General features: G+C 52.6%; 18 protein-coding genes. 2 read left to right on the top strand and 16 right to left on the bottom strand.

Annotated features, from left to right (window positions below):
- Window positions 1-11: 11 nt before the first annotated feature.
- Window positions 12-494, bottom strand: coding sequence for a low molecular weight protein-tyrosine-phosphatase (locus EBB_RS19480; protein WP_192396407.1), 483 nt, complete (start codon window positions 492-494; stop codon window positions 12-14).
- A gap of 125 nt (window positions 495-619) precedes the next feature.
- Between EBB_RS19480 and EBB_RS19475 the strand changes: the two genes are divergently transcribed.
- Window positions 620-2,371: a methyl-accepting chemotaxis protein gene (locus tag EBB_RS19475; RefSeq protein ID WP_192395409.1), complete on the top strand. Its 1,752-nt coding sequence runs from the start codon at window positions 620-622 to the stop codon at window positions 2,369-2,371.
- A 146-nt stretch (window positions 2,372-2,517) separates the two neighbouring features.
- A complete protein-coding gene (locus tag EBB_RS19470; protein ID WP_192395408.1) occupies window positions 2,518-3,348 on the top strand; it encodes an HDOD domain-containing protein in 831 nt (276 codons plus the stop codon).
- A gap of 108 nt (window positions 3,349-3,456) precedes the next feature.
- Here the strand turns inward: EBB_RS19470 and EBB_RS19465 are convergent, their stop codons facing one another.
- From EBB_RS19465 to EBB_RS19395, 15 genes are all read right to left on the bottom strand, one after another.
- Entirely contained in the window at window positions 3,457-4,101 is a 645-nt protein-coding gene (locus EBB_RS19465) for a response regulator transcription factor (protein WP_192395407.1), read from the bottom strand.
- Complete coding sequence (locus tag EBB_RS19460; RefSeq protein WP_192395406.1) at window positions 4,098-5,411, bottom strand: sensor histidine kinase; 1,314 nt, start codon at window positions 5,409-5,411, stop codon at window positions 4,098-4,100. The genes EBB_RS19465 and EBB_RS19460 overlap by 4 nt, the downstream gene beginning before the upstream one ends.
- Window positions 5,412-5,595: 184 nt before the next feature.
- Window positions 5,596-9,489 carry a phosphoribosylformylglycinamidine synthase gene (gene purL, locus EBB_RS19455; protein ID WP_192395405.1) on the bottom strand — a complete coding sequence of 1,298 codons (3,894 nt, stop codon included), beginning with the start codon at window positions 9,487-9,489 and terminating at the stop codon, window positions 5,596-5,598.
- 99 nt (window positions 9,490-9,588) lie between these two features.
- A complete protein-coding gene (bamC, locus tag EBB_RS19450; RefSeq protein ID WP_192395404.1) occupies window positions 9,589-10,338 on the bottom strand; it encodes an NlpB/DapX family lipoprotein in 750 nt (249 codons plus the stop codon).
- 2 nt (window positions 10,339-10,340) lie between these two features.
- On the bottom strand, window positions 10,341-11,216 hold the full coding sequence (dapA, locus tag EBB_RS19445; RefSeq protein WP_192395403.1) for a 4-hydroxy-tetrahydrodipicolinate synthase: 876 nt from the start codon (window positions 11,214-11,216) through the stop codon (window positions 10,341-10,343).
- A gap of 69 nt (window positions 11,217-11,285) precedes the next feature.
- A complete protein-coding gene (locus tag EBB_RS19440; RefSeq protein ID WP_192395402.1) occupies window positions 11,286-11,747 on the bottom strand; it encodes a YaiI/YqxD family protein in 462 nt (153 codons plus the stop codon).
- Complete coding sequence (locus tag EBB_RS19435) at window positions 11,744-12,439, bottom strand: phosphatase PAP2 family protein (protein ID WP_192395401.1); 696 nt, start codon at window positions 12,437-12,439, stop codon at window positions 11,744-11,746. The genes EBB_RS19440 and EBB_RS19435 overlap by 4 nt, the downstream gene beginning before the upstream one ends.
- Complete coding sequence (locus tag EBB_RS19430; RefSeq protein WP_225587605.1) at window positions 12,420-13,961, bottom strand: ArnT family glycosyltransferase; 1,542 nt, start codon at window positions 13,959-13,961, stop codon at window positions 12,420-12,422. The genes EBB_RS19435 and EBB_RS19430 overlap by 20 nt, the downstream gene beginning before the upstream one ends.
- A 6-nt stretch (window positions 13,962-13,967) precedes the next feature.
- Complete coding sequence (gene recJ, locus EBB_RS19425) at window positions 13,968-15,713, bottom strand: single-stranded-DNA-specific exonuclease RecJ (protein ID WP_192395400.1); 1,746 nt, start codon at window positions 15,711-15,713, stop codon at window positions 13,968-13,970.
- A 54-nt stretch (window positions 15,714-15,767) separates the two neighbouring features.
- Window positions 15,768-16,862 (bottom strand): threonine synthase, encoded by a 1,095-nt coding sequence (gene thrC / locus EBB_RS19420; protein WP_192395399.1) that lies wholly within the window; start codon window positions 16,860-16,862, stop codon window positions 15,768-15,770.
- A gap of 3 nt (window positions 16,863-16,865) precedes the next feature.
- Window positions 16,866-18,176 (bottom strand): homoserine dehydrogenase, encoded by a 1,311-nt coding sequence (locus EBB_RS19415; protein ID WP_192395398.1) that lies wholly within the window; start codon window positions 18,174-18,176, stop codon window positions 16,866-16,868.
- Window positions 18,177-18,213: 37 nt separating this feature from the next.
- On the bottom strand, window positions 18,214-19,398 hold the full coding sequence (alaC, locus tag EBB_RS19410) for an alanine transaminase (RefSeq protein ID WP_192395397.1): 1,185 nt from the start codon (window positions 19,396-19,398) through the stop codon (window positions 18,214-18,216).
- Between the two features lie 128 nt (window positions 19,399-19,526).
- A complete protein-coding gene (locus EBB_RS19405; protein ID WP_165385966.1) occupies window positions 19,527-19,682 on the bottom strand; it encodes a hypothetical protein in 156 nt (51 codons plus the stop codon).
- Window positions 19,683-19,761: 79 nt separating this feature from the next.
- Window positions 19,762-20,880 carry a GNAT family N-acetyltransferase/peptidase C39 family protein gene (locus tag EBB_RS19400; RefSeq protein WP_192395396.1) on the bottom strand — a complete coding sequence of 373 codons (1,119 nt, stop codon included), beginning with the start codon at window positions 20,878-20,880 and terminating at the stop codon, window positions 19,762-19,764.
- Window positions 20,877-21,974 carry a DUF2817 domain-containing protein gene (locus EBB_RS19395; protein WP_306790027.1) on the bottom strand — a complete coding sequence of 366 codons (1,098 nt, stop codon included), beginning with the start codon at window positions 21,972-21,974 and terminating at the stop codon, window positions 20,877-20,879. The genes EBB_RS19400 and EBB_RS19395 overlap by 4 nt, the downstream gene beginning before the upstream one ends.
- Window positions 21,975-21,988 lie beyond the last annotated feature (14 nt).

Here is a 21,988-nt window from a genome sequence, read left to right as displayed (position 1 = left end):
TATCCGGTTAATCACAGCTCGCCCGTTTTCTGCAATGCTTGCAAAAATCCCGCCGATGCCTCTTCGACCATATCCAGCACCCGCTCGAAACCATAACTGCCACCGTAGTAAGGGTCTGGCACTTCGCGTTGATTCAAGTGCGGTGCATAATCGAGAAAATGCCGAATCTTATGACTCAAGTCAATCGGACAGGCTTCTTTTAATATGGCGTGATTTTCGTCATCCATGACCAATATGTGATCGAACGCTTCAAAATCGGCGGATACAACTTTGCGCGCCCGCAGATGCTTCAATTCAACCCCTCGGTCGCGAGCAGCTTTTTGCGCGCGCAGATCGGGCGCGTCACCAATATGGTAGGCATGGGTACCCGCAGAATCTATTTCAAAGCGTTCCGCCAGGTTTCTTGTAGACACCAAATGAGAGAAAACGCCTTCCGCGGTAGGTGATCTACAGATGTTACCCATACACACAAACAAAACCTTGATTTTCCGCATAGTTGTTAAGTTTTTAGAATAGTTGACGCTAAATTGTAAGCTATACTCGGTTGGCATGTCTTCAGGGCGGTACTGGAAAGACAGTTAATACAAGAAATTTAAAGCGTATTTTAGGGGAGTTTCGGATGTTGATGATGAACTGGCATTCTGTAGGGGTAAAGGTGGTTTCTATCACCATGTCGGTGCTAACGCTTTTAGGCATAGCGATTTTGGTTGTTTACTCAAGCTTTGAGAAACAAAAGCTGATTGACCGGGAAATCAAAGCCTCGCGGCAACTACTCACTTTATCCGAATCAATCCGCGACAATGTCGTAAAAAAATGGGAAGCCGGCATCTACACGCCTGAGCAACTCATGCAATTGGTCGAACAAAAAGGTAGCTCTAAAGCCAGAGAACTGGTGGTCGCCACCGTACCCACAGCCAATGCCTGGGACGTGATTGAAGCAGAAGCCAAAGAGCACGGCTTTCGTTTTAAAGCACCGTCTCTTAACCCCAGAAATCCTCGAAACGCAGCGGATGACATCGAACGCCAAGCGTTGGAGTTTTTCAGAAGCAACCCGTCCGCCCAAGACTTTAGCTACGTAGACGAAGAAAAACAGGAAGTCCGCTATTTACGTCCGGTCAAATTAGTCAAACAATGCGAATTGTGCCATGGCGACCCTAAAACATCGCAAAGTCTCTGGCATAACGAGAAAGGCCAAGATTTACTGGGGTATCCGATGGAAAATCGCCACGCCGGCGACTTACATGGCGCATTCGAAATCGTCACCCCATTCAGCGTGACGCTTGCCGAACTGAGGAGTAATACCTTTTACGCTATCGGCTTCTTATGCGTAACGTTGATCATCATCGGCTTTACCGGCTACTTCACGATGAGCAAAATCATCATCGGTCCTTTGACAGCATTGGCTTTGAAGCTGCAAGACATAGGCAGTGGCGAGGGCGATCTGCGGGCTCGCCTGGATGCAAGCGGCAAATCTGAGTTTGCCTGGATCGCATCGAGTTTTAATACCTTCGTGCGCAAAATAGCTAAAACCATCGATCAAATCAGCTCCACCAGCGAAAAACTGGCCAGCTCTTCTCACAAGCTTGCGAATATCACCCAATCGACTCAAGCCGGTGTCGAGCGGCAATTGCACGAAACCACGTTAGTGGCGAATGCCATGAAACAAATGACATCGACGGTGCAAGAAGTCGCCAAAAATGCCGTCAGAGCATCGGAAGCGGCGGAAATCGCCGACCGTGAAGCGTCGTCAGGCAAAAACATTGTGAAAGATGCGGTACATGGCATTAACAGCTTGGCGTCTGAAGTGGAAAACGCCGCCAATGTGATTCACGAGCTGGAAAACGACAGTAACAGCATCGGTGAGGTATTGGGAGTCATTCAAGGCATTGCCGAGCAAACCAATTTGCTGGCATTGAACGCGGCCATCGAAGCCGCCAGGGCTGGCGAGCAAGGTCGAGGCTTCGCGGTGGTGGCCGACGAAGTCAGGACATTGGCTAGCAGAACCCAAAATTCCACATTGGAAATTCAAAAAACCATCGAACGCTTGCAGGACCGGGCGAAACAGGCGGTGGCGGTGATGGAAAACGGTAGAAGCCGCGCCAACTCCAGCGTAGAGCAAGCCGCATCCGCCGGTGGCTCGATAACCACTATCAGCGAACGTATCGATACTATTAACGATATGAATAACCAGATAGCCAGCGCTGCCGAGGAACAAACCGCAGTGGCCGAGGAAATCAATCGCAACATCAGCAATATCAGCCGGGTATCCGAAGAGACTTCGATAGGTGCAAAAAATACGGCGGATGCCTGCCACGAGTTACTTGACCTGGCGAATCAGTTGCGCTCCATGGTTGGAAATTTTAAGACCTAGCTAAACCTCTATCGGCTTGGCTCGGCGTAACCATTATTCAGGCTGCGCCGAGCGCAGAACCGATGTCAAATTTGTACGGTTTGTTCGCCGAGGCTGGCTATAATTCTCTAAAAATAATTACAATTTCGTAGCTTAAGGATGAAGACATGCCCACAAAAATGAACCAACTGTTCGATGAAATCCACAAAATTCCGCAAGTACCCGAAGTCGTAAGATCCCTCATCAATCAGCTAAACAATCCCAACGCGGATATGCTCGATATAGCCAAAAACGTGGAAAAAGAACAGGTGATTGTTTTAAAGATCCTGCGTTTGGTTAACTCCGCGCATTTTGGTTTATCCCGTAAAATTGGCTCCATAGATGAAGCCATCACCTTACTGGGCATGAACCAGCTGAAAACCTTGGTGATCGCATCCGGGATTGTCGGCGTGGTACCGCAATTGGATAATTTCGATGTCAAACAAAGCTGGCGGAATAGTTTTCGCACAGCAGGTTATGCAAGATGGTTCGCCGCCCAAGCGGGCCTAGCAGCCGACATCGCCTATACTGCCGGGCTGATCAGCAATCTGGGCAACCTACTCATTCACATTGGCAGTCCCCGTGAAGCCAACGAAATTGATCAGCATGTGAAAAACGGCAACGTTAGACTGGAAATTGAGAAGAGGCGCTTGGGCTATACCAGCCCGGCGGTTTGCGCGGAGCTTTGCCGTCGCTGGAAATTTGCTGACGAATTAGTCGAAACCATCGAACAATCGGCGGAACCTTTAGCCACGGACACCCCTAACAACCTAGCTTGCGCAGTTTTCCTCGCCCATGCAATCAGCGATTACCAAGACCAGGGTTTCGATGAAAATCAGATTTTAGCCTCGCTACCCAATCAAGTCACCGCAATTTTAGGTCTATCGGAGCAACTTCTTAAGGAAAAATTGCCGGATGTTCTAGCGGTTAAATCTGAGCTCGACGGCCTTCTGGATTAAGAAACATAATTTTCAATAATCGTTCAGACGAATTTATTTGCCTGAACGATTGCTAACCAGCCTCGCTATTTAAGCCCCGCTAAAATCCGCCGCTCCCTAAACCGAATATCAGCGCGCCGTCATCCCCAAATTGACCGCAATATGAGCAAGCTCGGTGGTCGTGTCCACCTGTAGCTTTTTCTTGATTTGCGTGGCGTAATTCGCCACGGTTTTATGGCCCAGACACAGTTGATCGGCGATCTTATGCACCGTCAAGCCTTGGGCTAGCAAACTAAATACATCGAACTCGCGTGCAGAGAAACCAGCGATTATCGCTTGATAACCGGTGTGCTGCCGTTCTTCCCCGCCGCCCTTGACCAAACCGCGCTCGACATACTGTTGGCCAGCCATAATTGCCGCTATCGCTTCGGCAAGAATACCGGGAGCGCTATTTTTAGTGATATAACCCTGTGCTCCGGCTGCCAATGCCCGGCTGACATAAACTTGTTCATGATGCACACTAAAAACTAAAATTCTTGCCTCACTATCGCGCTGAATGATCCGCCGAATAGTTTCCAAACCGCCAATCCCCGGCATGGACAAATCCATCACCAACATATCAGGCTGCAATTCTTGATAAAGCTGAATAGCCTGCTCACCACGCTCGGCTTCGCCAATGACTTCGACACTATCCCCGGCAGCCAACAGCATTTTAAAACCAGCCCGCACTACCAGGTGGTCGTCCACCAACACGATTTTTATCTTGTTATTCATACGAGTGGGATTCGTGCATTAACCAACATACCTGAACCAGGGCGAGACAACACCTGCAGTTCGCCGTCCAGCGACTTGATGCGTTCTTTTATGCCCAGTAAACCAAAGCCATGACTGGTTGTCTGCAAATCGCAGCCGCGTCCGTCATCCTGCACTTTAAGTTGCAAATACGCCTGCGGTAGCTCGAGCTTTTCCAAGTCGATAGTCACACTGTGCGCTTGCGCATGGCGCACCACGTTGGTCAAACACTCTTGAATTACCCGAAATACCTGAATAGTCAGATTTTTATCCAAACCGTCCACGGCGTCGCTACAGCGAATCGTCAGCCGCAGGTCGGCATTGCGTTCCGACCAATGATTAACCATCTCTTCCAAAGTGGCCTTCAATCCCAACTCGGTCAAGACCAGAGGATGCAATTGCTGCATCATCGAACGCACCACGGTCATTAAGTGATCGCAAATTTCCGAGATTGTTGAGGTTATTTTCGCCGCGTCGGCTTTGCGATGCGCTGCCGTAACGGCCATCACTTTAATAGCTGTCAGGGATTGGCCAAATTCGTCATGCAACTCCTGCGACAGACGTTGGCGCTCTTCTTCCTGAATGGCTAGCGAATGCTGCGTCAATGCGCGATTTTCCTGGCGGGTTTTTTCCAATTCAACCGTCATATGATTGATTGCCTTGGCAATATCATCGAATTCCTGCGTGGAAAACGGCGGCAATTGTTGCCGATATTGACCAGTTTCGATCAGACGCAAGGTATCGACGATGACCGCAATCGATTGCAACGACTTATTAAATACCAGATTGACCGCCAGGAAGGTCAACATGGTCAACAAGGAAATCGACGCAAAAAACGCCACGCTTTCCTGCCAGACTTCGGTGATTTCATCGAGTGGTTGAGCCTGAATAATCAGAGTCAACAACTTGCCGTCCTGCATATTCAATTGGTGCTCGACCTTGGGATAATCACCCTTTACCAAGCGGATAAACCAGCTGGGCGGCATTTCTTCGGGATTGGTCGGTTGATTTTCGCCGGCGAAATGGATCAGTTGTCCATCCGGCTTTTGCAATTGAATGCTCAAATGCCGCGTTTGCCGCAAGGCGCTGAAGCGTGATAAATCATCGCTTTGTTGAAATACCGGGGTATCGGTAATGCCCAAGGTGATCAGCTGCAAGGCCAGATGAATCGAGGCATCCACCTCCTTCTCGACCGCTTGGCGCGCTTGCCAGACCGCAATCGCTCCTCCCAACACCAAAATACAAACCGAAGACAGCAGGATGCGACAGATAATCTGGTAGCGAAGGCTCATAACGTGGAGTGCGTTGAAAACCTTCTATTATCCCGTCTAGCTTCCCACACAGCTATAGGAAAAATTCTTATTTATTTCCTGGCGGTGAGACCTGCAAATTGGAGCCTCTTAATTATTGAGAGACTCCGGACGTTTCTTACTCAAGCTCGATCATATTTAACCAAACGAAAGCCTCGGCGTTAACTCAGCCTACCCAAACCCGGGCATTTCTGAACATCCGCAACCACGCGCCATCTTCCTGCCACTCTGCTGGATGCCAGGAATTTTGTATCGCTCTGAAGCAACGCTCCGGATGCGGCATCATGATGGTAAAACGGCCGTCGGCGGTGGTTAACCCGGTAATCCCCAGCGGCGAGCCGTTCGGGTTGGCCGGAAAGGCTTCGGTTTCCTTGCCGTAGTTATCGACATAATTGATCGCAACCTCGGCTCCGGCAGGGTTTTCGGAATCGAACTCGGCGCGGCCTTCCCCATGCGCCACCACGACCGGCAGTATCGAACCCGCCATGCCTTGAAAGAAAATCGACGGCGACGCCTGCACTTTGACCATCGCTACCCGCGCTTCAAATTGTTCGGACAGATTACGTTTGAACTGCGGCCAGTGTTCCGCACCGGGAATAATATCCTTCAGGCCGGACATCATCTGACAGCCGTTGCAAACACCCAAGCCAAACGTATCGGGACGTGCAAAAAACGCGGCAAATTCGTCGCGCGCTTTCGGGTTGAATAAAATCGATTTGGCCCAACCGCCGCCCGCACCTAGCACGTCACCATAAGAAAAACCGCCACAAGCCACCAGACCGGTAAAATCGGCCAGCGACACTCTGCCGCTGATGATGTCGGTCATGTGCACATCGATAGCCGCGAAACCGGCTCTATCGAAGGCTGCCGCCATTTCCACATGGCCGTTGACACCTTGCTCCCGCAAAATCGCGACTTTGGGTCGGGCCGCGTCCACAAATTTCGCCGCGATGTTATCGTTGATGTCATAAGTTAAATTAGCCGACAAGCCCGGATCGTTGTCGTCAGCGATCCGTTCGAATTGTTGCCGCGCGCAATCGGGATTGTCGCGCAAGGCTTGCATCCTGAAGCTGACTTCCGACCAGGTTTGTTGCAATTCCGCGCGTTTCGCGCTGTAAATTTCCTTGCCGTTGCGGACGATTCGTAACTTTTGATCTGAACTTAATTTACCGACTATATGGGTAAATTCGTCCAGCCCGGCCTGATCCAACAGTCGCGCGACATGATCCAACTCAGCCGTTTTTATTTGCAGCACCGCGCCCAATTCCTCATTAAACAAGGTCGCCAGCGCGTCGCCGGCCAATTCGGAAATATCTAATTCAACGCCTATACGACTAGCGAACAGCATTTCGGTCACAGTTGCCAGCAAACCACCGTCGGCCCGATCATGGTAAGCCAGAATCAGCCCTTGTTCGTTCAAGCCTTGAATGGTGTCGAAGAAACGCTTGAACAAACTCGCGTCGTCCAAATCCGGTGTCTGGTTACCGAGCTGATTGTAAACTTGGGCCAGCACCGAACCGCCGAGACGGTTCTTGCCCCGGCCAAGATCGATCAACAGCAACACGCTATCGGCATTTTTCAACTCGGGAGTGAGTGTACGACGCACATCCTGCACCGGCGCGAAGGCAGTGATGATCAGAGACAGCGGCGAGGTCATGGTCTTCTCATGCCACACGCTTTTCATAGACAGCGAATCCTTGCCTACCGGAATCGCAATGCCCAATTCCGGGCACAATTCCATACCGACTGCCTTGACGGTATCGAACAGCGCGGCGTCTTCACCAGGACTGCCGCAAGCAGCCATCCAGTTGGCGGACAGTTTGACATCGTTTAGCTTGCCGATACGGGCCGCTGCCAAGTTGGTCAACGCCTCGCCTATCGCCATGCGACCCGACGCCGGGCCGTCGATCAAAGCCAAGGGTGTGCGCTCACCCATAGCCATCGCTTCGCCAGTGTGGGCATAAAAGCCGGACGCGGTGGCCGCAACATCAGCCACCGGCACTTGCCAGGGGCCGACCATCTGGTCGCGAGCGACCAAACCCGTCACTGAGCGGTCACCGATGTGAATCAAGAAGCTCTTGTCCGCTACGGCTGGAAACGCCAAGACCCGTTTCACCGCTTCGGCCAACTCGACATTGTCTAGTTGCAAGTCGGGCAAATTCTTGGTCAAACGCTGGACGTTTCTGTGCATTTTCGGTGGCTTGCCGAACAATACCGACATCGGCAGGTCAACGGGTTTACCACCCAGCCATTCATCGCTCAGCGTCAGATGCTCCTCATCGGTGGCATGACCGATGACTGCATACAGACAATGCTCGCGTTTACAAAAGGATTCGAATAATGCCAGCGACTCCGGCTTGATCGCCACCACATAGCGCTCCTGGGCTTCGTTGCACCAGATTTGCATCGGCGACATGCCTTTGTCGGCGTTCTGCACCTTGCGCAATTCAAAACGACCGCCACGATCACAGTCGTGAATAATTTCCGGTACTGCGTTGGACAAGCCGCCGGCGCCTATATCATGAATTGAAACAATCGGCGTATTCTCACCCAAGGAATTACAGTGGTTGATCACTTCCTGGCAACGGCGTTCCATTTCCGGATTTTCGCGTTGAACGGACGCGAAATCCAATTCCGCCGCACTTTCGCCGGAGGTCTGCGACGATGCCGCTCCGCCACCCAAACCGATCAACATCGCCGGGCCGCCAAGGATGACGATCAACGAGCCAGCCGGAATAGGATGTTTATCCACCAGCATCGGCCGGATGTTGCCCATGCCGCCGGCGATCATGATCGGTTTGTGGTAGCCGCGATATTGGTTGGGCTCGCCAGTCTCGGAGGCTTGTTCGAAGCTGCGGAAATAGCCGGCGATATTGGGCCGGCCGAATTCGTTATTGAACGCCGCGCCGCCGATGGGGCCTTCCAGCATGATGTCCAACGCCGAAACAATACGCTCGGGTTTGCCGTAATCTGCTTCCCAAGGTTGCGAAAACCCGGGGATTTTCAGATGCGAGACGCTGAAACCGGTCAAACCGGCCTTGGTCGCCGAACCTCGGCCAGTGGCGCCTTCATCGCGAATCTCGCCGCCGGAACCGGTCGCTGCGCCGGGATGCGGTGAAATTGCGGTCGGATGATTGTGGGTTTCCACCTTCATCAGCATGTGCGCCTGTTCTTCGACATAGCCGTAGGCATAGTTATTCGCCGCATCGCGGATGAACACCTGCGCGGTCGGGCCTTCCAGCACCGACGAGTTGTCACTGTAGGCCGACAGCACGCCTTGCGGGTTCAGCGTGTGAGTGTTGCGGATCATCGCGAACAAAGACTTGGCTTGCTCTTCACCGTCTATCGTCCAACTGGCGTTGAAAATTTTATGCCGGCAGTGTTCCGAGTTGGCCTGTGCGAACATCATCAGCTCCACGTCGGTCGGGTTGCGGCCTATATTGATGAAGCTCTCGGTCAAATAATCGATCTCATCGGCCGACAAAGCCATGCCTAACTCAGCGTTGGCTTTAACCAATGCATCCCTGCCCTGCTCGATGATAGCCACAGTTTGTAGCGACTTTGGATCATGCTCGGCAAACAAATCAAGTTCTGCTTGATCGTAAACCACTTGCTGAATCATTCTATCGTGCAGTAAAGACGCCAGTTGGTGTTTAACGGCATCGCCCAAAGGGGCGGTAGTGGTAAAGCGATATTCGATACCGCGCTCAATGCGCTTTACCGCAGTTAGGCCGCAACGCTCGGCTATTTCAGAAGCCTTGCTAGACCAAGGCGAAATAGTGCCCAAACGCGGCACCACCCACAAGGAGACAAACTGGGGTTCAGGTGATTCACCACCCTCTTCCACCGCCGCATTTTCGCTGTTTTCCTCGCTTTGACCATAATCGAGCAAGCGTTCCAGCATCGCCAATTGCTCGGCGGTTAGCTGACCATCGATTTGCACGAAATGCAGAAACCGGGCACTAACAGCAGTAATGCTGCCGTCCACTGTCTGCAGTTCAGTCAGCAGTTTTTCAATACGAAAACGGGAAAGAGCGGAAGTTCCGGATAGGGTCAACATGGGCTGTGTTTGAGTGGTTTTTTATAGCTAAAAGAGTAAATACAGGACATTCCGGAGATAAAACACGGTAAGCCCCAAACCGCAAACAATGCGGCGATTTTATGGCGCCGCGGTGTTGTCGGTGGCTTTGTCCGACTTGTCAGCGTTATTGCTGGGTATATCCTGGTTGATGCCTTCGGTGATTAATCTGAGCAAGGAGGTCGCAGCGACATTTGACAGGGTTTTGCCGTCACTATCTTGCACCGTCACTTCGGTAAGCAATTCATCGAGTTGATGCAGGCTTATCCGGTATTCCTGTTCCTGGCTAGGATCGTCGCCGAATAAAAAAGTGATTTCGTCCAGAATGGAACCGTCTTCAGGCTTAATCGCGTCAGGATCGTATTTGACGAAGAAATAGCCTTTGTCCATATTCCGCTCGACCACTTCCAATTTTTGCCGGCTCAAGGCTTTGCCGACTATCCACCACGCCTGAGTGGCGGATTGATCGATTTGTAAACTGCTGACGCCACTGCTGCCGGCCGCTTGCACGCTTTTCCCGGAACCGGCTGCCGCGACAGTGTCTTTAGCTTCGGTTTTTTCCGGCTTACTGGGCGCCGGTTCTACGGCGGCTGCCGCGGATCGGACAGGCTCCTGCCGCATCGGCTCTGATGCAGGTTCCGGCGTATTGCTTACCGGGCGGGTCGCCAAGGTCTTGGTTTTCAGATCGTCCGGGACGACTAATTCGGGGATTTCGGTAGTAAACTGATAATCTCTTTCCTTATCCGGAAACCAGCTCTTGATGGTGCTGCACGAGGCGTTCAACAGCAACGCCGAAACCAGCGCCAGACGACCATATAGGCGAGTTTTCATGGTTATAAAACGCCGGCTTGACGCATCGCCGCGCGCACGGTAGCGAAACATTCCTCGGTCAGCCAAGTCAAAGGCAATCGAATACCTTGGCCCATCAAACCCATTTCCGCCACCGCCCATTTGACCGGAATGGGGTTGGATTGTATGAACAGGCTGCTGTGCAAACCCGTCAATTTGGCATCTATCGCCTCGGCAGTCGCGCGATCACCCGCCATCGCCGCTGCCAACATTTCATGGACCAGTTTGGGCGCCACGTTGCCGGTCACGGTAATGCTGCCGTTGCCGCCCAGCAAACAAAATTCGCAGCTGGTGGCGTCGTCGCCGGTATACAGCGCAAAATCGCCGCCGGTTAAATCGCGGATTTGTTTAACCCTTTCCAACTTGCCGGTCGCTTCCTTCACACCCACGATGTTATCGATTTTCGCCAGTCTGCCCACGGTTTCCGGCAACAAGTCGCAGGCGGTGCGCCCCGGCACGTTGTACAGAATTTGCGGAATATCGACCGCTTCGGCGATGGCTTTGTAATGCAGGTACAAGCCTTCCTGGGTCGGTTTGTTGTAATAAGGTGTGACCAGCAAACAGGCGTCCGCACCAGCTTGCTTGGCTTTTTGAGTCAGGTGTATCGCTTCGCGGGTGCAATTGGCACCGGTGCCGGCGATGACCGGTATCCGTCCGCCCACGCAGTCGACGATAAGTTTAATGACTGCGCAATGTTCGTCTTCATCCAGAGTTGCCGATTCACCCGTCGTACCGACCGCCACCAATGCGTCAGTCCCTTGCTCTATATGAAATTCGACCAGCCGTTTCAGACTGGCTTCATCCACCGCACCGTCTTCCATCATCGGGGTTACCAGCGCAACGATACTACCTTGAATCATGCAAATCTCTCGTGTTTAGGTATATAAAACCGGGGCATTATATCAAGCTAACCCTGAAAACTCAGCCTGTTATATTTGCCGGGCGGCCAAAAATCTATCCAGCGCGTTGGCGAAATTTTGGACATCTTTGGCCGTCATCGCCGCCGCACCACCGGATGCCAAACCGTTGTCGCGCAAGCCTTCCATAAAATCACGCATGGCCAGTTTCTCACCGATATTCTCGACCGTATACGCTTCGCCACGCGGATTAATCACAAACCCCTGCTTGGCTAAGATTTTTGCGGCCAGCGGAATATCACCGGTAATCGCCAGATCGCCGGCCCGCAGATGCTCGACGATATAATCATCAGCGACATCGAAACCGCCGCTGACGCGAATGGATTTGATGTAACGGGATGGTGGCGCGGCGATGCTTTGATTGGCAATCAGCAGCAATTCCAACTGCCTTTTTTGGGCGACGCGGAACAAAACGGTTTTGATCAAATTAGGACAGGCATCCGCATCCACCCAAATCTTGATTGCCACCGTCATTGCGCGATCTTCACGTCCGGTTTTATTCGAATATACCAACCATAGTACAAGGCATAAGCCACTAAAAATACCAGGTATCCGGACCACAAAATATCCGACGCAAAATGTCCGCCCGAGGTCATTCGAGTAAAGCCCAAGGTCCAAGCCAAGACTATCGTCAGCAGAAAATAAATGGCTTTGTGGTTTTGCGACAAAAAATACAATACAAAAAATGTATAGCCCACCGAACAGTGGCCGCAGACGAAAGACTTATCCGGGGTGTGGCCAAATTTGGCAGGCGGCACATACTGATACTCGCCGCCGAACTGGCTAACATGCACCGGCCGGGGTCTTCCCCAATGATCTTTAACGATAAGATTGACCACCAAGCCCGGACCTAAAGCGATGACCAGCAGAATATATAAGGCCTTCCTGCGAAAACGCTGCGTAGAAGCGTGGAAATGACTCAGAACATAAACCGCCAACGCGATCAAACCTGCCCACAAGGTGAACGGAAAAGCGTAGTCATACAGCAGTTTCCATGGCCACCAATGCTGGGTCGGCCAGACATCCCCGGAATTTTCCGGATGATAAAACAAGGCCGCCAGGCGTAAATCCAGGTCAGTCAGCCCGAACAATAGTGTGGTCAGTGCCGCCAATAGCAACACGAGCATGAGTTCGTTGCGCGCGCGTCTAATTTTCAGATGGGGCATAGCTTTCCTTATCTAATGTTAGCCGGACGGTTTCCGGCCAAAACTTCAGATTTTCACCTAAGTACAGGTAATACGGGGAATTCGGCTTGGCAGGATTGGGGATTTGCGCCAAGAAGCGAAAATTTTGAAACGCCGCTTTCAATTCCGCGGGTAGGTTTTCCTCCGAGGTTTCACCGACCACAAAGCCCTTTTTGCCGACAAACCCATGCGGACCGGGCCAAACTTCGTACTGCGACGTCACCAAACCACTGGTTTCATAACGATAAACCTGGGGATGATCGGGCAAATAAAACGCCAACTCGCTCGCCAGATAACGATGGCCCAAGGCCACCACAAAGGTATTATCCAGATTGGGCAGACTGATCAAGCGCTCGAAATGCACGTCAATCGCCAACTCCTGCCAGCTGTTAAAACGCTTGGTGGGATCGAACGCCGTGTTTTGCAATTTAAACACTTGTAACACGATGGGCAGCGAATAGGTCAACAGTACCATCACCAAACCCAGTACGATGCCGTATTTCAAGGCTTTTTTCCAGGCACCAGCCAACCAGTTGCCGGCCAACAAAATCAAGCCGGTAAAATAAAACGGCATAGGCCAATTACCTTGGGCTTTTTGCAGCACACTGAGCAGCAAAACGCCCAGTAACAAGGCTGGCCCCATCAATAATAAAAACCGTTGCTCCGCAGTCAGGCGTTTAAAATTGAACGCCGCTTGCGCGCTGCTAATCAACACCAGCACAAACAGCACCGGCGAAACGAGTAATAGCTGATAAAGCAGAAAATCTCGAGCCCATTGTAAATGCTTGAGCACGCTGACCGGTTCATGGTTACCGAAATGGCCTTTGCTATGCCCGAACATCACCCAATCGTGCTGTTGGTTCCACCATAAAATCGGCACTGCCGCGATCACAATAGGGCTTAAATAAATCAGAAACTCTTTTTTCAACAAACCTCGGCGTTGCTTATCCAAGGCTAAAAAGATCAGCAACATTAACGGTAAGATCAGTGCCGATTGCTTGCTGAGCAAGGCGGCGGCGCTAGCCAAACCGGCCCATAGCCAGGCGCGCGCCTGATTGTCGAACAGCGCCCGTCTTAAATAGTAAACGGTGATTATCCAGAAACAATACAGCGGTGCATCGATGGTCATCAGGAAGTTGGCCAACACATTGATCGGCGTCGCCAACACCAGCAACAGCGCCAAGGCACCACCCCGCGCACCGTAAAATGCTTTGGCGGTCGCGTGAAAATACCCTAGAAATACCGTGCCCAACAACAGGGCCGGCAAGCGTACGGTAAACGTGTAATCGCCCAACAGCCAGGTAAACGCACCTATCAGCCAGGCGATCATCGGCGGCTTGCTGTAATAGCACCAATCCGGTCGGCGCGACCAATCCCAGTAATAGCTTTCGTCACCGATCAAATCAAAACCGTTGATCAGCAAAAATCCACCGCGCAACAGCATAATCGCCAGCAGCAAAGCCAGTGTATGTGCGTCTATCCAGCGTAACAATCTCTCAGACATAGGCGCTTATTCCCATTTCTCCAGATAATGTAACAACAGTTGCAGGCTGCGTTGGCCGCGAAATTCGTTAATATCCAGTTTATAGGCCGCGTTGATTTTTCGGCAACCCAACCATTTTTCCGGGTGATCGGCAAAAAACGCGATTGCATCCAGTAACTGGCCGCTAAACGGCAAGCGCAACACAAATTTTAAATGCTGCTGCCCGACGATTCGGCATTGGATCACATCGAATACCCCATTGAATACCGGCTCGGGAAAGCTTTGCCCCCATACCGCCGCTTGCTGGAGCGTTTCCGCGAAGGCCAAAGTCATATGTTGCTCATCCAGCTCACCGTCGGAATAGACCTTCTGTTCCAGATCCACCAACTCCAGTTTCGCTGCCACTGTCTCGGCAAAGGCTAGCGCAAAATGCGGATAATCGTGTAGCTTAATCGTCAGACCCGCTGCCATCGCGTGGCCGCCAAATTTGCTTAATATCTGCGGATGTTTGGCAGCGATTTCACTGAGCACATCGCGGATATGCACGCCGGAGATGGAACGCGCCGAACCTTTAATATCGCCATTATCGGCTGGTGCAAAGGCGATCACCGGCCTGTGCAAGCGGTCCTTGATCCGAGATGCCAAGATGCCGATCACGCCTTGATGCCAATTACCGTCATATAAACACACTCCAGCCGGCACGTGCTTTTCATCCAGAGCTTTCATTTCCGAGAGCAATACCATCGCCTCGGTCTTCATCTGGCCTTCGACTTCTTTTCGGTCTTGGTTCAAAGCATGCAATTGTTCGGCGATATCATGCGCTAAGCCGGCATCGTCGGTCAGCAAGCACTGAATACCTAAAGACATATCGTCCATCCGTCCGGCAGCGTTCAAGCGTGGCGCGATGGAAAAACCCAGATCGCTGGCATGAATCCCGGCCAATTGCTTGCCGGCCACTTCGGCCAAAGCTTTGATGCCGGACTGGCATTGCCCGGAACGGATGCGCAATAAGCCTTGATGTACCAAGATCCGGTTGACCTGATCCAAAGCCACCACGTCCGCGACAGTGCCCAAGGCCACATAATCCAGCAAACGCGCCAGATTCGGCTCGGGGATACCGGCTTTTTCAAACCAATGCAATTCGCGCAAGCGAATCCGCAAGGCCATCAAAATATAAAACATCACCCCTACGCCGGCGATGTTTCGGCTTGGAAACTTATCGTTAGGCAAATTGGGATTGACGATAGCATCGGCGTCCGGCAGTTCCACCCCCGGTAAATGATGATCGGTAATCAACACCTTGATACCGGCGGCCTTGGCCGCTTTGACACCGTCAATACTGGATATGCCATTATCGACGGTAACGATAATATCGGGGCTCTGCCGCTTCACCAGTTCAACGATTTCCGGCGTCAAGCCGTAACCGTATTCAAAACGGTTGGGCACCACAAAATCCACGGCTTTCGCCCCGAGCAGTGCGAGGCCTTTTAGAGCCAAGGCGCAACTGGTGGCGCCATCGGCATCAAAATCGGCGACCACGCTAATCCGTTGCTGTTGTTTGATAGCCGACACCAAATATTCGACCATCTCCTTCATGCCGGTCAGCAACCAAGGCGACGGCAAACTCGCCAGACTTCGATCCAGCTCATCGGCACTCTGCAAGCCCCGGCTGCTAAAAATCCGTTGCAGCACCGGGTCCATCTCGCCAAAGTGCGGATTTTTAATCTGCACCGGTCTGGGCAGGATGACTTTTTTAACGCTTTGCAAATACATATCAGGCAATAAAAAAGCCGGCAATTGCCGGCTTGTCGATGCTCATCGCTAGACTCACATCGAATCCAGAATGGCTTTTTTCACCGCATCGAGCGTCGCGTCTATCGTGATCGGTTGATCGTCCTTGCATTGCGCGATGGCGATATCAGGGTCTTTGATACCGTTGCCGGTCAAGGTACAGACGATGGTACTGCCTTCCGGGATGTTGCCATTTGCGATGTCTTGCAAGGCACCTGCCAACGAAGTGGCGGAGGCCGGCTCGCAGAAAATACCTTCGTAGGCCGATAACATTTTTTGCGCGGCCAGAATTTGCGGATCGGTAAACGATGCGAACCAACCACCGGATTGTTTCTGCGCGGTCCAGGCTCCATCCCAGGATTGCGGATTACCGATGCGAATGGCCGTAGCGACCGTTTCCGGATTTTCCACCGGATGGCCCGCCAAAAATGGCGCGGCGCCGGCGGCTTGATAGCCGCACATCACCGGACGTTTTTTGGTCACGGCTTTATGAGCGGCCGTATCGGTTGAATATTCTTTATAGCCCTTCCAGTACGCGGTGATATTGCCGGCGTTACCCACGGGCAAACAATGGAAATCCGGGGCATCACCCAAAGCATCGACAATTTCGAACGCGGCAGTTTTTTGGCCGTCGATCCGATAAGGATTGATCGAGTTAACGATGGTTACCGGTGCATGATCCGCAATTTCCTTGACGATAGACATGCCGGCGTCAAAGTTGCCTTTGATCTGGATGATTTTCGCGCCGTACATCATGGTTTGCGCCAACTTGCCCAGCGCGATCTTGCCTTCAGGAATTAGAACGAAGGCGCGTATGCCAGCCCGCACAGCATACGCCGCAGCGGCGGCCGAGGTATTGCCGGTGGACGCGCAGATAATGGCTTGACTGCCCTCTTCCACGGCCTTGGTAACTGCCATGGTCATACCGCGATCTTTAAAAGAACCGGTCGGATTCAAGCCTTCGAATTTCACATAGATATCAACATCCTTGCCGATCAAGCGCGGGATGTTTTGCAGTTGAATCAGCGGGGTATTACCCTCGCAAAGACTGATCAGCCGGGTGTCGGCGGAGACCGGCAAGCGGTCGCGGTAGCGTTCGATAATGCCTGTATAGCGTGTTTGCGTTGCCATTTTTTATCCTAGAGTTTCCAAGCGAATCCGCGCCACTTTGCCGCTAACCGTCGTCAGCGCTTCGATGGCCGCAATCGCGGCGTTCATTTCTTTTTCCAGAGTCAGTTGCGTCAGCATGATGATGGGCACGGAAGTCTCGCCTTGCGGCGGTTCTTTTTGAATCAGTGCTTCGATGCTGATGTTGTGCGCCGCCAAAATGCGACTCACGTCGGCTAGCACGCCGGGCTTATCCTCGGCGGTCAAACGCAGATAGTATGCTGTTTTAATCTCATCGACCGGCAATACCGGAATGTCGGCAATGGCATCGGCCTGGAAAGCCAGGTGTGGCACCCGATTTTCGGGATCGCTGGTCATCGCTCTGACCACATCGACCAGGTCGGCGACGACCGCCGACGCAGTCGGTTCCGCGCCGGCGCCAGCGCCGTAATATAAGGTCGGCCCGACCGCATCACCGCAGACCAGCACCGCGTTCATCACTCCATCAACGTTGGCGATCAAGCGGCGTTTGGGAATCAAGGTGGGATGCACGCGTAATTCGATGCCTTCCTCAGTTTTGCGGGCGATACCCAAGTTTTTGATCCGATAACCCAGCGCTTCGGCGTATTCAACGTCCAAGCGGGTGATTTTGGTGATGCCTTCGGTGAACACCTTTTCGAACTGCAACGGGATGCCGAAGGCAATTGAAGCGAGTATGGTCAGCTTGTGACCGGCATCGATGCCTTCCACGTCAAAGGTAGGATCGGCTTCTGCGTAACCCAAAGCCTGCGCTTCGCCCAAGACATCGGCAAAATCGCGGCCCTTGTCGCGCATTTCGGTGAGGATGAAGTTGCCGGTGCCGTTGATGATGCCTGCCAGCCATTTGATGCGGTTACCGGCCAAGCCTTCGCGGATGGCTTTGATGATCGGTATGCCGCCAGCCACCGCCGCTTCGAACATCACCATCACGCCTTTTTTACTGGCTTCGGCGAAGATTTCGTTGCCGTGCAAGGCAATCAGGGCTTTATTGGCTGTGACCACGTGCTTGCCGTTGGCAATCGCGGTCAACACCAGTTGTTTAGCTAGATCGTAGCCGCCTATCAGTTCGACGACCACATCGATGTCCGGGTCGTTAACGATTTCAAACGGATCGGCCGTCAAGGTGATGCCGTCAGTCGCACAAATTCGCGTCCGGTTCAGGTCGCGCGCAGAAGCGCGGGTGACCACGATTTCACGGCCAGCCCGGCGAGCTATTTCCCCAGCATTCCTTTTCAGTACGTTGACGGTGCCGCCACCGACGGTACCCAATCCCAAAACCCCAACTGTTACCGGCTTCAAACCTGACTCCTGACGTGATACCCAAAAATGGCGGCGATTATACTACGTTGTCTTTTTTCAGCATATTACGGATGCTGCGCAAGGCTTGGCGGGTGCGGTGCTCGTTCTCGATCAAGCTGAAGCGGATGTGATCGTCGCCGTGCTGACCGAAACCAATACCTGGCGACACCGCCACTTTGGCGTCGATGATCAATTTCTTGGCAAACTCGATGGAACCCATTTCCCGGTACGCTTCCGGAATCTTGGCCCAGACAAACATGGTGGCCTTGGGTTTTTCGACATGCCAGCCCATCGCATTCAAGCCGTCGCACAACACGTCGCGGCGGGCTTTATACATATCGCAAATTTCTTTCACGCACTCTTGCGGCCCTTCCAACGCTGCAATCGCCGCCACCTGAATCGGCGTAAACGTGCCGTAATCCATATACGATTTAATCCGGGTCAAGGCTGCCACCAAAGTGGGGTTACCGCACATGAAACCCACGCGCCAGCCAGGCATGTTGTAGCTTTTTGACAGGGAGAAAAATTCGACGGCGATGTCTTTCGCGCCTTCTACCTGCAATATCGACGGAGCCACATAGCCGTCAAACACGATGTCGGCGTAAGCAATGTCGTGAACGATCCAGATCTTGTGTTCCTTACAAATCGCCACTACTTTTTCGAAGAAATCCAGCTCCACGCATTGGCAGGTCGGATTGCCCGGAAAATTCAGAATCAACATTTTCGGCTTAGGCCAGCATTCGGCGATGCCTTTTTGCAATTCCTCAAAAAAATCGACGCCTGGGGTCAACGGCACATGCCGAATATCTGCGCCGGCGATCACTACACCATAGGGATGAATCGGGTAAGCCGGGTTCGGCACCAACACCACATCGCCGGGGCCCAGGGTGGCTAAAGCCAGATGCGACAAGCCTTCCTTAGAGCCTATGGTGACAATGGCTTCGGTGTTAAAATCCAGATCAACGTCAAAACGCCGTTTGTACCAACCGCAAATCGCTTTGCGCAAGCGCGGAATGCCTTTGGAAACCGAATAACGATGGGTATCGTCGCGTTGCGCCACTTCCAACATCTTGTCGAGGATGTGTTTAGGGGTGGGCTGGTCCGGATTGCCCATGCCAAAATCAATGACATCCTCGCCTTCCGCGCGGGCTTTGGCTTTCAGCTCGTTGACGATATTAAAAACGTAAGGCGGCAGGCGGCTAATACGATGAAATTCTTCCATTAATCACTCTTGAGATTCTGAATTTTAAAGACGGCTTCTAAAAGAAAGCCGGCTAAGGTACTGTTGTTGCAGGGCGATGTCAATTTCGGTACAGCGAGACGTGTCCGAAAATGCTGATCGGGCGAAATTTAAGGTTGCGCGGCAGTCGTTGCCGGGACTTGAGCACTATCCGCGCTCTGCTGATGCAGATAAGAACCACCGACCAGAAAAGTCAGCACCAATAGATACAAAACCGCGGCAATATTTTTAACTTTCTTGCTGTCGTCGTGATGCTGGTTGTTCATGGGTTAAAGTCTCGTGAATCGATAGGTTGCTAAGGCAATTGTAACGCTTGCGCAAGCAGCTGAGAATGAAAAGCTCGAACTAAGCACCCGGCCAAACAATGACAGCCGTCCGCAACCTCGATTTACCAAAACAGGACATCCGATCAAAGTCTTCGCGGGCAATCGGGATAAACTGGCAATCCAACTCATTCTGCCGGCCGTCGTCCGGGTCGGAATCGTGCATGTACAAACAATCCTTATCAAAACCGCTCACCACCACCCAATGCGGGGCTTTTTTTCTATCCATCGAAAAGGTACTGATCAAAATGATCGGAATTGCCCCAGCTTCAAACGCGGCGATCAAATCATTCTGTGTGACATTGGCGTAATGGATCGCCACGCCCTGCTCCGCCGCTTCGCGCTTGAAACAGGTATCGACCAACTCGACGATCTGTTTTTTATCATCGCTGCGTACACTGTCGATAAACAAGGAGCCGGTTTGATTAATCCATACTTCCACCGAAAACTGCCGGCGTTTGGCAGCCAAGGCCAAACCTATGGGATGGCAACCACCGTGACCGGAGGTCATGAAAATAGTAGTAGCTTCGCGCCATAACTCGATTTCTTGCTCGCGCGACGGCAAATACGTTTTATTCAGCGCGTGCATCGCCATCATCAACGCCGCCGGGCCGCAGGTAAACGGCGTGGTTTGCCGCAGCCAATGCACCGAGCGATGTTGCGGCGTATCACGATAACGGCGGATGCGCTTTTGATAGCGCAAGGCATCTTTATGGTCCTGGTAATAGTCGCGGTACAAACCAAATTTTTGGAAGCCCAGCGCCTCGTAAAGGCGGATGGCCGGCGTGTTATCCACACTCACCTCCAGGCGCAGATAAAGGCGGCCATCGTCGTGCGCGGCTTGCTCGCCGGCCAGCATTAAGGTCTTGGCTATGCCCTTGCCACGTAACTGCGGGGAAACGGCTAGCGAATAAATCCGCGCCAAGCGCGTACCGGGATGATAAATGATCAAAATATAGCCAACCACCAGCCCCGCCCATTCTGCCAGTAACAGAGCGCGATGATCGGAATTTAACCAATGCCGAAAACTGCGCCGGCTTAATTTATCGGTGGCAAAGCTGGCATTTTCCAAAGCCACCAAGCCCTCCAGATCGGCGCTTTGCGCCGGACGCACCGCCAAATCGTTGGCTAAAGCCGTCACGACGATACCCCGCGTAGCGCCTGACCCAACACTTGCCGCGCCCGAAACAACACCATCTCCTGCCAAGCATTATCGTTGGGGCAAAAATGCTGACGCATCACCATGCTGTGGGCAAAACGTTGATCGTTAATATCCTCGGCGGCCCACAGTTGATGATCGCGCAGAAGCACTTCAAACAAATGGTCGGTGCTATACGTGCCAAACTCCAGCGTCACATAACAACTTTGCGAATTCATGTTGGCGTGCCAGAGATAATCTAACAAGCCCAGTTTCGGCACCGAGCTGGACGTGCCGGCTAAAGGCAAGGTCACCGAATCGCCGTACCAGCTTTGCGCGACCGTCGCGCCAGCACTGTCGGGCTGATGATCGCAAATAATCTCCCCGTAACCGTAAGGCCCCAGGCCGGTATGTAAATCCACCACTGCTAGACGGCGTTGCGTCAAATTGTGACGTCGAATCAAATCCTCGCAGACCAGCCGGCCATGCGCCGGCGCCCGGCCACCGTAAAACGGCCCGGACGGGTCACGGTATTGGCCACCGCTGATGGCTTTTTCCAGCGCGACGCGGCCGTATTGCCGGCTAAAATCGGCAAACGCCAGCTGCCTTTGTCCAGCATCCGCCACAAATAGCCATTCCCGCAACTTGTCGTAATCCGGGTTCTCCGGCAAGAGCTGGGAAAAATCTACCGCATTGCGATTCAAATCCACGCCATCGCGGTCGCAGCGCCGCGACCAGGCGTAGCCCCAGGGCGTTAAGGCATGGACCAGCAATAGCGCCGTATCATTGGGAATCTCCAGTAGGCGTTTGCTTAAGCCTTGCAGTACATCAAGCTGTATCGCGCTGCCCGCAAAGCCTTCCACACCGTGCGTCGCGGCAAGGCACACCACCACATTTTCCGCTTGTTCATCGCCTATCCAGGCGGTATCGGTCAGCAAAGATTCGCCTTCCGGCCCCAGTCCGGCGCATTGATAAATCTCGTGTCTTAGCGGGTGTGTCACCGCAGTGATTAGTGACAACCAAGCCTCGCGTGCCTTGGCATAGCTGGCCGGGAAGACGCGGGTATCGATTTCGGTGCCGTAGGGGGACAAACTCATCTGCATACTCAACT

Source organism: Methylomonas fluvii (assembly GCF_014850975.1).
GTDB lineage: Bacteria > Pseudomonadota > Gammaproteobacteria > Methylococcales > Methylomonadaceae > Methylomonas > Methylomonas fluvii.
Note: the sequence above shows the minus strand (reverse complement) of the source record. Positions and strands in the feature narration are given on the sequence as shown.